Source organism: Roseospira marina (genome assembly GCF_014197855.1).
Classification (GTDB): Bacteria; Pseudomonadota; Alphaproteobacteria; order Rhodospirillales; family Rhodospirillaceae; genus Rhodospira; species Rhodospira marina.
Map to the genome: position 1 here is coordinate 137,169 of NZ_JACIGJ010000005.1, position 13,229 is coordinate 150,397.

The following is a 13,229-nucleotide window of genomic DNA, read 5'->3' on the forward strand; positions in this document are numbered from 1 at the left end:
GCGGGAGCCACGGCGTTACGCGGCCCGGGCGTTGGCGTTGCGGGTCAGGAACCTGTCCAGGGCTGGCTGCTGCTCTTCCGGAACATCGAGCCGGATGTGCGTGGCTTGATCCGTGTGGGCGACCAGACTGGCCGAAAAACGGCCCAGTTCGCCGATCTCGACGGTGAGCGCCTGCCCCCGGGGACCCGTTACCGAGGCGTCTAGCGTGGCCACCCCACTGCGCGCCAGGGTGAGAAGCTGCGCGGCGCGTGGGGCGCCGTCCTCCACGTGGATGGTGACCGCCTGCGCAATGGGGTGGAGGTGGTGCAGATCCCGGTCGTCCGCGCTGCCTGCCCGGATGATGCGTTCCAGCGCCTCCAGCATGGCCTGAACGCGGGTCCGCACGTCCCCGGCCGCGTCCTGCACATCGCGGGCGCGCGTGCCGGTCTGCTCCGTGGATCGGGAGACCTCGGTAATGTTGTCGGAGGCGTCCTGCGTGCTGCGGGAGGCTTCCATGGCGCCGTGGCTGATCTCGCTTGTGGACGCGGTCTGCTGTTCGACGGCGGCCGAGACGGCCGTGGTGACCTCGTTGATTTCACCGATGACGCCCACGATGGCGGCGATGGCGTCGACCGCATCCTGGGTGGCGGTCTGGATTTGGCCGATCTGGGTGCCGATGTCCTCGGTGGCGCGCGCCGTCTGGTTGGCGAGCGATTTGACCTCGTTGGCGACCACGCCGAACCCTCGTCCGGCTTCGCCGGCGCGCGCGGCCTCGATGGTCGCGTTGAGCGCCAGAAGGTTGGTCTGCTTGGCGATGTCGCTGATGAGATCGACGACTTCACCGATCTGAACAGCGGCCTGGGCCAGCCCCTGGATCCGGGTGTTGGTGGTCTCCGCCTGCGCGGCGGCGCGCTGGGCGATGTCCGAGGCGCCGCTGACCTGCCGGCTGATCTCCTTGATCGAAGCCGCCATTTCCTCGGCGGCGGCGGCGACCGACTCGACATTGCCGGCCGCGTTGCGCGACGCATCGGCGGCCGCGCCGGACCGGTGTTCGGTCTGTTGCACCGCCTCGGCCATGTCGACGGCGGCGTCGTGCATCGCGTGCGCCTGATCCTGCACGGTGGCGACGGCGGCGCGCACCTCCTCGTCCAGCGCGTTGGTGAGCGCCATCATTTCCGCCATCACGCGCCGTTCGTTTTGGCGAGCGGCCAGCGCCTGTTCCGCCTGAAGGGCCTCGACCCGGCGGCTGTTGTCCTTGAACACCTCCACGGCGGCGGCCATGGCGCCGATTTCGTCGCGCCGGGTTCGACCGGGAACCTCCACGTCCAGGTCGTTGCTCGCGAGCCGCTTCATCACGCCTGTAATGGCTTCCACCGGGCGGGCGATGGAGCGTCCGATGAGGATGGCGCCGACCACGCCGAGCGCCAGGGCGAGCCCGGTGCCGACCAACAGCAGGGTTTCCGCGAAGCGGCCGTCATCGCGCGCCCGGTCCTGGGCCGCCGAACTGGCCGCGACCAGCGCGCTTTCAAGGTCGTCTCGCGCCGTTCCCATCGCCATTTCCGCCTGCTGGATCGCGGCTGAATCGACGACGAGCGTGTCGAAGACATCGGCCAGATCCTCGATCTGGGAGCCGAACGCCTGATTCAGCGCGGCCGAGGCCTCCGGGTCCTTGACGTTGACGTTGGCGATCAGCGCGCCCTTGGTGTTCGCCAGGGCGCCCAGGCCGCGGCGCACCGCTTTCGACGTCGCGTCGTCCGGATCGGAGATGAAGGTGAGGATACCATCCTTGATGGTGCCGGCTTGCTCCTGAAGCCGGCTTGCGGTGAGGATGGTGTCCTGCGCGGAATTCAGCGTGGCGAAGGCGTCCGCCGCGCGGTGGCTGGCCTGCCATGCGTTCGATTCGGCGACGGCGGCGGTCTCCTCGCCCAGGAACGTCAGGACGTCCAGGGCGGCCTCGGCGACCTTCCCTGCGACGAACTTGTCATCCTGGACCTGCGCGAGTTCATCGGTCAGGTCGAACTCGTGCTCCAGGGCGCGCCGGTAGGCCTGCGTCGCCTCGGACACGCGGGTCACCAGGGCGGTGGTGACCCCGCTGCCCAGGATCCGGCGGATCGCGAGGACGCCGACGAACAGCTCACGGGTCGCGGTTTCCAGCGCCGCCCGGTCCTCAGGGGCCAGAGTCCGCAAAAAACGCTGCTCGATGGCCCGGGTGCTGTTCACCAGCATGGTCACGTCGGACAGCCGGAGCGTGGCGTCCCGCATGGCGTCCTGCATGGCCTCGGGCGCCCCGTTGGCCTCGGCGGCCTGGAGGCGCGCGGTCACGAAGGTCTGTAGCCTATCGGCGCTGTTCTCCAGGGCGCTGGACGCCTCCGTCAGAAGCGCCTCGGTGCGGCGCCGACGACCGTCCACGGCCCGTTCGCGCTGGACGGCCCGGACCAGCCGGCGGATGCCCATCGTGAGATCGTTCTGCGACCTGAGAAGGGACTGCCCGTCCACGCCCTCGATCCCGGCGGCTTCGCGCCGCAGGGCATCGGTTCCCGACTCGATGGTGTCGTGCGTCCGTTTCAGAGCGTACAGCGCCGGAACGGAGCCGGAGCGTCCGAATTCCGTCAGCCGGGGCCCCATGGTGGCCAGATCGCGCATCAGGGTGGCGGACCGATCCAGAAGGCTGGCGGCCTCTTCCCGGTGAGCGGTTTCCTGGCGCAGGCTCATCCGCGCCCGTCCCAGACGGCTGATTCGGCCCTGAATGACATCGGCGATGATGTCGCTCAGCCCCGTGTTGATGCGGAGCACGGCCTGGGCCGCCGCCGCCATCTCGCGTGCGTTTTCGGTGTAGATGTCAAAATTGGCGCGGTAGTCCTCCACGGCGCTGCGCGCTGCCGCGACGGGGGTGCGCATGTCCTCCCGCTGATCGAGCTGGTCGAGCCGCGTCAGAATCCGATCCAGGCCGGCCTTGGCCGCCGCCGCAGCGGCCTCGTCATCGCTTGTCCGGCTGGCCAGCTCGGCTTCGACGACAGCGCCCAGGTCGCCGACCGCCTGATGGCCGAGCCGTTCCGCCGAGAACCCCGTTGCGGTCTGATGCAAGGACCACCAGCCGATGGTCCCGACCGCGACGGTTAGCGCCAGGACGACCAGAAAGCCGGCGAGGATGCGGAACGAAATGCTCATCGGTTACTCTCCACCCGGGATCCGGACACGACGGTGACCTTTTCGTGACGGTCCCTACTCTCGCTGGAGCGTGGAGGCAACGAAGAACACGGAGTGGAGGGTGGAACTAGGGACCCCGATGCTCGCTGACGCCGCACCCCTTCCGTTCATGAATGATTCAGAACAGCTTTTCCACGTTGATGCCGATGGTGATGGCCCCGATGGCTACGCCTGTTTCGGGATCAACGAGGGTCAGGCTGGCCTGCGATAGGAACGCCTCCGCGCTGTCGTCAAATTCAACCTCGTCAATGAAAACGGCGTCCGGGCCGACGGGATAGGTCTGTTGCCATTTGGCCTCGTCGCCCTGCCAGTAGTCGGATGTGATATCGGACTGCCCAACGTTGAGTCCGATATTGTCCATGACGAACATCTCGGAGACGACTCCATCCAACTCGGTCTTTTTGGTGCTCAGAAAGGCCGAGAGGTCGTTGCCCGTGACGGCGTCGATCAACGGACCGGACCCGGTTTCCGCCTCGTCGCGCCACTGCTGGTCGAGGTCGTCGATGCGGCCCTGTTCGAGTCCGTCATGCTCGGCGTTTTGGGCCTTCACGGCGGAGATGATGACCGGATCGGACAGCCAGGGTTTGATCTTGTTCGCCAACAGCTGCTCGATCTGAGGCTGGAACTCGTTCGCGCTCGCCAGCCCAGGGGTTAACACGGAGACTGCACCTGTCACCGCGAGGGTGGCGGCCAGGAGTTTGACGCGAGGAACCATGGGCACGCACTCCTTATGGATTGTTCTGATGCTCGGGGACGCACAACCACCCCGTCGCGCATTGCCCGAAGTCGCTGCGACGTTGCTAACACTTTACGTAAAAAGGTAGAAATGCGTTGAGCCTACCCGCTTCACCGTATCATGGAATGTTGCGGCGGCTCATCCAGAAAAGCCGGGCCTCAGGGGCCGGCGGCGTCGGGAACGAGGGCGGTGGCCATGGCGGCGAACCGCTCCGAGTCGGCGATCAGGCGTGGCACCTTATGCTGGCCGCCGGCCTTGCCCTGATCCGCCATCCAGGCGGCGAACCCGCCCGGGGCGACGGGGGTGATGCGCGGCGCGTCCAGGCCCTCGGCTCGGTGCGCTTCGTAGTCCTCGTTTTCGGCCGCCAGCGCCCGGTCGAACGCGGTGCGGAAGGTGGCTTGCGCCGGCTCGGACGGCGGTGCGGCGAACTCGATCAGAAGGTGATGGTGCGCGGTCTCGCCCCGCCGGGCCGGGACCACCGCACCCATGGTCCAGTCGGTGGCGTCCAGCCCGGCGTCGGCCCCGGCGCGGGCGACGGCGGCCTCGACCTCGGCGGCGATGAGATGCTCGCCGAAGACGGAGAGGCTCCAGCCGGTGCGGCCGGTCACGAGCAGGCGCGGCGGATCCGTCTCGACCAGCCGCACCGTGTCGCCGAGGATGTAGGCCCATTGCCCGGCGCAGGTGCTCAGGATCAGGGCGTAGTCCCGCCCGGTCTCGGCGGTCGCGAGCCAGTGCCGGGTGGGGGTGGGGGCGTCCAGTTCGTCCGTCGGCACGAACTCGAAGAACAGGCCGGTGTCGGCCATCAGCCGCAGGCCCTCGTCCGGGCCCCGGTCCTGCACGGCGATGAAGCCCTCGGAGGCGGGATAAACCTCGGCGCATTCTGCCCGGCTGCCCGCCAGCAGCGCCTCGAACCGGGCGCGGTAGGGGCCGAACGCCACGCCGCCATGGACGAACACCTCCAGGTCTGGAAACAGGGCGCCGAGGGTCTCCGCCCCGGTCGCAGCCATCAGGCGATCGGCGAGCACCAGCACCCAGGACGGCGTTCCCGACAGCAGCCGGATATCCCGGCCGGGCAGGTCGGCGGTCAGGCGGTCCAGCTTGGTCGGCCAGTCCGGCAGCAGGGCGATGTCGGGCGGCGGGTAGGACAGGCGGCGCGCGAACCACGGCACGGCGGCGGCCGCGATCCCCGACATGTCCCCGACCTGCACCCCGGGGGCGGGCGACGACAGGTCGGTGGTGCCGCCCAGCATCACGTTCAGGCCGCCCCAGACGCGGCTGTCGGGCCGGCGCCGCAGATGGAAGGCCAGCAGGTCGAGCGCAGCGGCGCGGTTCTGGGCCAGCATGGGCCGGGTGACCGGGATGTGCTTGGTGCGACCGCCGGTGGTGCCGCTGGTCACGGCGAAGAACGGCACGCGCCCAGGCCAAGAGACGTTCTCCAGCACCGGGAACGGGTCTTGCCAGTAGCCGTCCCACATGTCTTCCCAGCGGCGCAGCGGTACCCGCGCCTGAAAGTCCGCGACTGAGCGGATGCGGTCGAACCCGTGGTCGCGGCCGAAGCGGGTGGCGCGGGCGCGCCGCACCAGCCCCAGCAGGGTGCGGGCCTGCGCGGCGACGGCGTCCCGCCGTTCAAGCCGGTGCCGGCGCGCGGCGCACCAGAGACGCAGGGCTGGGGTCAGGTCCGGGATCATGGCAATGCCCCGTTTACCGCGTGGCGGTCGGGCGCAGGTGATGGGTCACGGCGGCACCAGCGGCCACCGTCTCCGGCCGCAGGGGTACCTGAACCAGCGTGCCCTGCCGCCACAGGTCGATCTGGTCGAACTGCGTCGTGCTATTGAACCAGCCGTCCTGGCCGCCGAGCAACACGAAGTAGTTCGCGTCCGGATCGGCCATGTCGGAGATATGCCGGGTCTGCGCGCCATAGCGGACGGTGTGCGGCTCCACCGTTTCCGGGTGGGCGGCCTTCATCAGGGTTTCCTGGCCGCCGCCGACGGGCACGGTCCCGAACCGGTAGCGGCCGCCGATGATGGGTGCGGTGCCGAGGACGGTGGCGATGCTCAGGCGGTGCACGTCGCCCCAGGTTTCATACTCGGCAAGGGGGGCTTCCGCCGCCGCCAGGGCGTCTTGAACCGCCGCGCCGAGGGCCGCATCGTCGGTGACGCCCACGACCTCCAGGATGCGCCATTTGCCGTCGCCGCCGTCCCAGTCCTGCGGGCGGTCCAACGCCTCCCACAGCGTGGCGGCGAACGGCGCCAGGAAGGCCTGAAAGGCAAGGGCGCCCCGGCTGTTCCCATCATAGCGACCATCCCACGCGGCGATCTGCCGCCAGACCGGATGCGCGGTCTGCGTCGTGTCCATCCGTTCCGCCAGCGCATCGCGCAGGGCCAGCGCGCTGCGGCTAAGGGTATCCGTTTGCAGGTCGGCAAGGGCGTCCACGGTCCACGGGGTCTCTCGGCCATGCACCACCTCGGTCAGACGCTCGATCCGGTCGGGGCTGGAGAAGAACCAGCCGATCGGGAACGGGCTCGCGCCCGGCGGATTGTTGGCGGAGGCGACGAAGCCCGCGTCGGGATTGGCGATCATCGGCATGTCCGCCGTGCTGGCGATGTCCTCCCACCACGCCGCAATGGCGTCGGGCGGTTGGATCAGGCGCGTCGGTGCGTCGGCGCTGCGGCGTGGGATCTGGGTCGCGGCCACAAGGCCGATGGTGCCCGATCGGTCGGCATAGACAAAGTTCTGCGCCGACACGCCGAACGGGGCCAGGGCGGCGCGGAAGTCCTCTAGGCTGTCGGTGCGCGCGGCCTGCAGCAGCGCGGTGATCTCGTCGGTGACCGTGTGACCGATCCAGCGCAGAGCCACCGTTTCGCCCTCCCCGAACGGCAGCAGGGGCGCATCGGACAGCACCGGGCCGTAGGGCGAGACGCGGCTTTCGCGCTCCGTATCGAACCAGTACCGCACGCCCAGGGCATGGGTTTCCCGGGTGAAGGCATCCGGCGGCAGGTCTGAGACGTCCACCAGATCGCTGGAGGCGGCGCGCATGTTGGTGCCGCCCCAGGCGATGTCCGGCGTTCGGCCGAGCGCGAACAGCGGCAGCGCCACCGGCATCAGGCCCACGACATGCAGGCTCGGGCTTTTCACGCCGGCTATCAGCCACAGGTTCGGCTGCGAGACCCCGAGGTGTGGGTCGCTGGCGATCATCGGCGCGCCGGACGCCGTGCGCGACCCCGCCAGCGCGAGGCTGTTGGAGCCGCGTCCCCAGCCGGACAGGATCGCGGTCAGCATGGTCAGGGCCCGATCGTGACCGGACCGGAGATCCGCCGCCTCCGAGACCGCCGCCGCGCTGGACGGCGCGAGCCCGCCGTAGCGCAGTTCGCGGTCCAGCAGGGTGGCGAAGTCGGGCCGGTCGCGCTGTTTCAGCAGGCCCACCCACTTCAGCCAGTTGATGTCGGTGCCCGCGAGCCGGCCGATGGTGAGGATCTCCTCGGGCCGCCAGGGTTCGCGCTCCAGCCCCAGAACCGCGAAGTCGTGCGGCAGGTCCTCGACGGTCATGAGGTAGTGGTTGATGCCGTCGGTGAACCGCGTCAGCCAGGTGCGGCTGGCCTCCGGCATGGCCGCCAGGATGTCCGGGGCCGCGCGGTCGAAGCCGAGCACCCGCAGCGCGTGGTCCAGGTCCAACACGAAGGGGATCGGACCGGCCATCTCCGCCACGCGGCCCTGGCTGAGCCGGCGCGCGGTTTCCATCTGGCCGAGGCGCAGATGGGCGTGGACCAGCCCCAGGGTGAACGCCGCGTCGGCGTCGCTCGTGGCCTCGATGAACGGGATCTGGTGGGGGGCCCAATGCACCGTCACCGGCCCGTCCAGCGGCAGGTTCGCGGTGGGAAAGGCGCTCAGGCGATCCTCGAGCGCGGTGGGTTCGGGCAGCGGGGTCAGCAGGCCGCAGGCGGCGGTGGCAAGGGCGGACAGTCCGACGAGAGGCGCGCGGAGCCAGGACAGCCAGCGTGGGCCCCGGGGGGTGACGGTGCGGCGGCGGGGCATGACCTCATCCAGGCGGGTGGCGGGATGCCTCCAAGTATGGGGGCGTCCCGCCGAACCGCAAGGGTGGCGTCCGGGTCAGGGGGCGTCGACAGCGCCGGCGTGCGGGTCCTTCGCCAGCCGCCCAGCCTCGCGCCGCGCGCGCCGCAACGCGCCGAGCCCGTCCGGATCGCCGAGGCTCCACACCGCGCCTCCGATCAGGCCGGTGACCACGGCGGAGATGCCGTACAGCAGGGAGCACGCCAACGCGGTCTCTCCGGGCAGGCCCACGATGCCGAAGCCCAGGACCAGCGCGCCCTCGCGCAGGCCCCACCCGGCGATGGAAACCGGGACGGCGGCGGTCAGGATGGCCGGCGGAAAGACGAGGGCGATGGTCCACCACGGCACCGTCGTGCCCAACGCCAGGGCGTACAGCCAGACCACCGTGATGTCGATCAGGTGGGGCAGCAGCATCAGCGACAGCACCGGGGGCAGGGCGCGGCGGCTGCCCAGCACGCACCACGCGGATGTGGACAGGGCCACCAGCGGTGCCAGGGCTTTGCGTTTGGCCAGCCCAGCCGGCAGGTGGCGCAGCCCCAGCAGGATCACCAGACAGCCCAGCCCGCCGAGCACCAGGGTGAGCAGGCCGCGCGCGACCAGCGGATCCTCGGCGCGGACGGCGAGCACCGGCAGCCCCGCCACGCACAGCAGGATCAGGCCGAGGAAGCTGAACACCCGGTCCACGACCAGGGTGCGGGTCGCCAGCCCCAGCGGTAGGCCCAGGCGCCAGCCGTTCCACAGCCGTAGCGCGTCGCCCCCGATCGTCGAGGGCATGGCCTGATTGCCGAACAGGCCGAGCAGCGTGTTGCGCCACGCGGTGCCCAGCGGCAGCGGGCGGTCGTGGACCGCGAGCACGATCCGCCAGCGCGCCGCCGCGCCCAGGGCCTGGACCTGAAGCAGGACCAGCGCGGCGAGACCGGCGAGTGCCACGTCACCGTCGAGCCGTGCCCACACGGCGCCGAGATCGACGCCGGACAGGATGACGGCCAACAAGCCGAGCGAAACGGCCGCCTTCAGGCCGCCCAGCAGGAGGGTGCGGGGCTTCATGAGCGGGGGCGCCCATGGGCCTGCGCGGCCGCCTGCCAGACCGGCAGCAGGTCCGCCTCCAGCACGTCGCGCCAGGTGGGTACGGTCCGCTCGACCACGGCGCGCGCCCGCGCGCCCAAGGCGTCACGCGCAGACGGATCGTTCAGAAGGGGGGCGATCGCCGCCGCCCATGCGGCCGGGTCTTGGGTCTCGACCAGGATGCCGTCGGTCCCCGGCTTCTCGACGAAGCGCGCGCCACCGTCCCGCGCCGACAGCACGACCGGCAGGCCACAGGCGCGCGCCTCCAGCACGACGTTGGGCGAGACCTCGCTTTCCGAGGGGAACACGAACAGGTCGGCGCTGGCGTAGAGGTGGGGCAGGGCGTCCTGGGGCAGCGCGCCGGGGGCGGTCGCGTTCTCCGGCCCGAGCAGGTCCAGGAGGTCGCGCCGTCGGTTGCCTTCGCCGACCGCCAGCACATGGACGGGGTGGCCGGCGTCGATCAGGCGGCGCGCGGCCTGCCCCAGGGTCATCAGGCGCTTGCTGTCATCGGCCCGCCCGACGAACAGCAGCAGCGGCCGGTCCGCCGGCACGCCGAGGTCAATGCGCAGGCGGGCCCGGTCGCGGTGGCGTGGGTGGAAGCGCTCCAGGTCGATCCCGCGCCGCAGCCAACTGACCCGCTCCGGTCCCAGGATGCCGTTTGCCAGGGTGCGGTCGGCCGCCTTGGACACCAGCACCCGGTCGCAGGCGGCCAAGAAGCGAGCGACCTTGCGCCCGGCGTCGCGTCCCAGGCGGCCGGGCACGTCGAGATCGTCCAGAACCCGGCGCCCCAGCCATCCGGTCCCGGTCAGCCGGGCCAGGATCTCGCGGGAGTACACCGCCGTGAAGGCGGGCAGATCGGTGTGGATGGAGGCGGTGAGGGCCGCGCCCCGACGCCGCGCCACCCGACGGGCCGTCTTGGCGAAGGTGAAGGTGTCGGTGGTGTGCAGCACGTCGGCGTTACACAGGGCGCGGGCGAGGCGCCGGTGATGGGAGGCCAGGTCCGTGTGTCCCGCCCCCTGCTCCAGAAACGGAACCCGGGCGGTCCCGAACGCCGGGGGCAGACCGTGAAAGCGCACGTGTTCCGTGAGGGGTGTGACGGTCTCCACGTCTTCCATGGTGTAGACGGTCAGATCGAGTGTGCCGGCTGGCAGGCTTGCGGCGGCCTCGGCGAAGCGTTCCCAACATTTGACGTGGCCGCCGGCGCCTGGACCTCGGGCGAGTGTCACCAGAACGGCAATGGTCAACGGTTGTGGGACAGGCCGGGGGGTGGGGTGGGAGGCGGTTCGAGAAAGGATCAAGGTTCGGGTTCCGGAACAGGCGGCGGATCAAGAAACGACGTCGACGTTGCGGACAGGATCATGGCCGTGGACCCGGAAGGACGCAACCGCTCCCCGCCGCATGGACGATTGTCGAGGTCACCCTTAGTGCTTGCTTCCATTTTCAAAGATCAGCTATGCGCTGAACTTGTAGATTCATTAAATTGCCATGAAAGCTCTATTGGTATAGTATGCAGCTAAGGAGGGGGGCTCCGCAGAACATACAATTTTAATCAAGGACTCCAATCGCGACAACATGAACCAAATACGGAGCTTTGGTCCAGTTGGCATGTTATGGTGGCGTGGTCCGTTGGACCGTTTCTGTGTTGCCTCCCCGCGTCAAGCAAAAATGCTGAGGGATAGGATCGCTTCCGATGATGTTCATGAAATCCCTGAATGCCAAAATAACCGCAGCGGTTGTGGCGTTGGTCGCTGTTATCGCGATTATTAACATTGGTTTGGTGTTTTATTATTCAAATTTGGTGGCAAAGGAAACGGCTCAGCTTTCCGGAAGTATTGACCAGATCATCACCGAGAAGGATGAGTTTACGAACGACATTGTGAACCAGGCGGTGACGGCGAAGGTTGAGCATCTCGAGGCGGATCAGAGGGCCGCGAGCATCCAGGCGGAAGCGCAGGCCGAAGCGGAGCGCCGGTTCCTCGCGGGCAAGCACGCCGGCATTTCCGCGTCGGCGACCACGATGATCCGCGCCGCGATGATGAGCGGCCAAGCCAGCACCGCCGAAGACATCATGTTCAATCTGTCCGACAACCCGGACGTTCTCGACATTCATTTGTGGCGTACGGACGGTGTCGAGGCGTTCTCGGACAACAGCACCATTGAGCAGGTCAACAGCGCCCTCGGTACCACGTATTTCGAGCCCCACGACACTGTGCGGGAATCCGCCATTCCGGACGGGCGGCGGCCGGGCCTGACGGCAGCCCTGTCGTCCGCCGAGGGCACGGCGTCCCAGCCGGGTGAGGTGGAGAACGACGAGGGCAACCTGGAACCGGTCCTGTATTCCTATGTCGTGCTGCACAATGATCCAGAGTGTCAGGGATGCCACCGCGAAACGGACAAGCCGCGCGGTGTTCTGGAGGTTGGTGTCTCCCGGGCCGCCCTGGTCAATGTCGAGGAGCAGGCGGCGGAGCGCATGGCGGCCCTGCGTGAGCAGCAGGACCGAGAGCGCGAAACCCTGACCGCCGAGGCCAGGACCCAGCACGCGGAGTTGCTGGATGCCTCCGCGGCGTACACGCGCGACATCGGCGAACGGATCGTCCAGATGAACGACACGCAGGCGCGGTCCAGCGCGGTGCAGTTCGTCGTCAACCCGCTGGCCGCCCTTGGTGTGCTGGCGCTCATCGTGTTCATGTTGAGCCGAATGCTCAGCCGTCCTCTGCGGTCCATGACGGCCACCATGGAACGACTCGCCGATGACGACCTGTCGGTCGAGGTGCCGAGCCAGGATCGCCGTGACGAGATCGGCGAGATGGCCGCAGCGGTACAGGTCTTCAAGGACAACGGATTCAAGCTGAAGAAAATGGCGGCCGAACAGGCGGCCCAGCACCGCCGCAACGCGCGCCGGGTGCAGGCGGAAATGTTCGCGCTGACCAACGCTCTGTACGAGGAAGTGAACAGCGCGATCGTGCTGGTGCGCTCGCAGAGCGAGGCGATGCTGTCGGCGGCGCTGGAAATGGCGCGGTCCGTCTCGACCACCGAATCGCAGTCCGATGCCGCGTCGTCCGCCTCCCGGGAGGCCGCGGGCAGCGTCGACGCGGTGGCTGCGGCCGCCGAGGAAATGGCCAGTTCGATCCAGGAAATCAGCCGACAGGTGACAGCGTCGGCGGCCACGGCGAACCGCGCAATGACCTCGGCCGAAGCCACCACCGACCGCATTCAGGGCCTGAACCGGGCCGCCAATCAGATCGGCGAGGTTGTCGACCTCATCAACGACATCGCGAAGCAGACCAATCTGCTCGCGCTCAACGCGACGATCGAGGCCGCGCGTGCCGGAGAGGCCGGCAAGGGCTTTGCCGTGGTCGCCAACGAGGTGAAGACGCTGGCCAATCAGACCGCGAAGGCGACCGAAGATATCGGTGTGCAGATCGCGGCGGTCCAGGGGGCCACCCAGGAGGCCGTCGCGGCGATTGAGGACATCTCCAACATCATCCGGGAAATCAACGACATCTCGACCGCCGTCTCCGCCGCCGTGGAGGAGCAGAGTGCGGCCACCAACGAGATCAGCCACAACGCCCAACTCGCCGCGCGCAACACGCAGGACTCCTCGGACAACATCGAGCATGTGCGCGCCAGCACGGGTGTCACGGGCGAGCAGGCCCGGACCGTCGAGCAGGCGGCGGAGGATGTGCGCAACCGCATCCGTCAGATGGAAGAGGCCCTCGAAAGGATCGTGAAGAGCGGTTCCGAAGAGGAGCGTCAGGCCAACACCCTGTACACCGTGAACGTGTCCGCGACCCTGAATCTGGGCGGCCAAAACACCGTGACCTGCCTGTTGCAGGATGTCGCGCGCAGTGGTGTCGGCACGCTTGACCGGGTGTTGGACAGTGATCGTGGACAGGAGTTCGTGATGAGCATCCCGGGCCTGGGCGATCTGCACGGCAGTGTGGTTGCGCACACCGGCAGCGGCACCCACGTCCGCCTGGATGCGGGCGACGATGCGTCCCGGCGGCTGAACGCCTTCATCGACGAGCGCATCCAGCCGTAGCGCCGCGCCCGAGACCGACGTCGCGCCACCGATCCGTGTTCGGAACGAATGGCATGGCAGCCTTGCACCGGCCGGGTCCGTTTCGGGTCCGGCCGGCATTGCGTCTGGACAAACGAACGGCGTAGAGTCTCC

At 68.8% G+C, this 13,229-nt stretch carries 7 protein-coding genes; 1 reads left to right on the forward strand and 6 read right to left on the reverse strand.

Going from position 1 to position 13,229, the window contains the following annotated elements; all coding sequences use genetic code 11:
- Positions 1-15 precede the first annotated feature (15 nt).
- From GGD82_RS08635 to GGD82_RS08660, 6 genes are all read right to left on the reverse strand, one after another.
- Complete coding sequence (locus GGD82_RS08635) at positions 16-3,147, reverse strand: methyl-accepting chemotaxis protein (RefSeq protein ID WP_150061321.1); 3,132 nt, start codon at positions 3,145-3,147, stop codon at positions 16-18.
- A gap of 157 nt (positions 3,148-3,304) precedes the next feature.
- Positions 3,305-3,901, reverse strand: a complete 597-nt coding sequence (locus GGD82_RS08640) for a hypothetical protein (protein WP_211364708.1) — start codon at positions 3,899-3,901, stop codon at positions 3,305-3,307.
- Between the two features lie 179 nt (positions 3,902-4,080).
- Positions 4,081-5,610 carry a GH3 family acyl-acid amido synthetase gene (locus GGD82_RS08645; RefSeq protein WP_150061320.1) on the reverse strand — a complete coding sequence of 510 codons (1,530 nt, stop codon included), beginning with the start codon at positions 5,608-5,610 and terminating at the stop codon, positions 4,081-4,083.
- Positions 5,611-5,623: 13 nt separating this feature from the next.
- Complete coding sequence (locus tag GGD82_RS08650) at positions 5,624-7,954, reverse strand: penicillin acylase family protein (RefSeq protein WP_150061319.1); 2,331 nt, start codon at positions 7,952-7,954, stop codon at positions 5,624-5,626.
- Between the two features lie 75 nt (positions 7,955-8,029).
- Positions 8,030-9,037, reverse strand: a complete 1,008-nt coding sequence (locus GGD82_RS08655) for a lysylphosphatidylglycerol synthase transmembrane domain-containing protein (protein WP_150061318.1) — start codon at positions 9,035-9,037, stop codon at positions 8,030-8,032.
- Positions 9,034-10,299 carry a glycosyltransferase gene (locus GGD82_RS08660; protein WP_211364707.1) on the reverse strand — a complete coding sequence of 422 codons (1,266 nt, stop codon included), beginning with the start codon at positions 10,297-10,299 and terminating at the stop codon, positions 9,034-9,036. Before GGD82_RS08660 ends, GGD82_RS08655 begins: the two co-directional genes overlap by 4 nt.
- A gap of 446 nt (positions 10,300-10,745) precedes the next feature.
- On the opposite strand from GGD82_RS08660, the gene GGD82_RS08665 reads away from it, so the two are divergent.
- Positions 10,746-13,097, forward strand: a complete 2,352-nt coding sequence (locus GGD82_RS08665) for a methyl-accepting chemotaxis protein (protein WP_150061316.1) — start codon at positions 10,746-10,748, stop codon at positions 13,095-13,097.
- Positions 13,098-13,229 lie beyond the last annotated feature (132 nt).

Coding starts and splice junctions, on each gene's coding strand:
- GGD82_RS08655 (WP_150061318.1), bottom strand. CDS start 9,037: ATGAAGCCCCGCACCCTCCTGCTGGGCGGCCTGAAGGCGGCCGTTTCG.
- GGD82_RS08645 (WP_150061320.1), bottom strand. CDS start 5,610: ATGATCCCGGACCTGACCCCAGCCCTGCGTCTCTGGTGCGCCGCGCGC.
- GGD82_RS08635 (WP_150061321.1), bottom strand. CDS start 3,147: ATGAGCATTTCGTTCCGCATCCTCGCCGGCTTTCTGGTCGTCCTGGCG.
- GGD82_RS08665 (WP_150061316.1), top strand. CDS start 10,746: ATGATGTTCATGAAATCCCTGAATGCCAAAATAACCGCAGCGGTTGTG.
- GGD82_RS08650 (WP_150061319.1), bottom strand. CDS start 7,954: ATGCCCCGCCGCCGCACCGTCACCCCCCGGGGCCCACGCTGGCTGTCC.
- GGD82_RS08640 (WP_211364708.1), bottom strand. CDS start 3,901: ATGGTTCCTCGCGTCAAACTCCTGGCCGCCACCCTCGCGGTGACAGGT.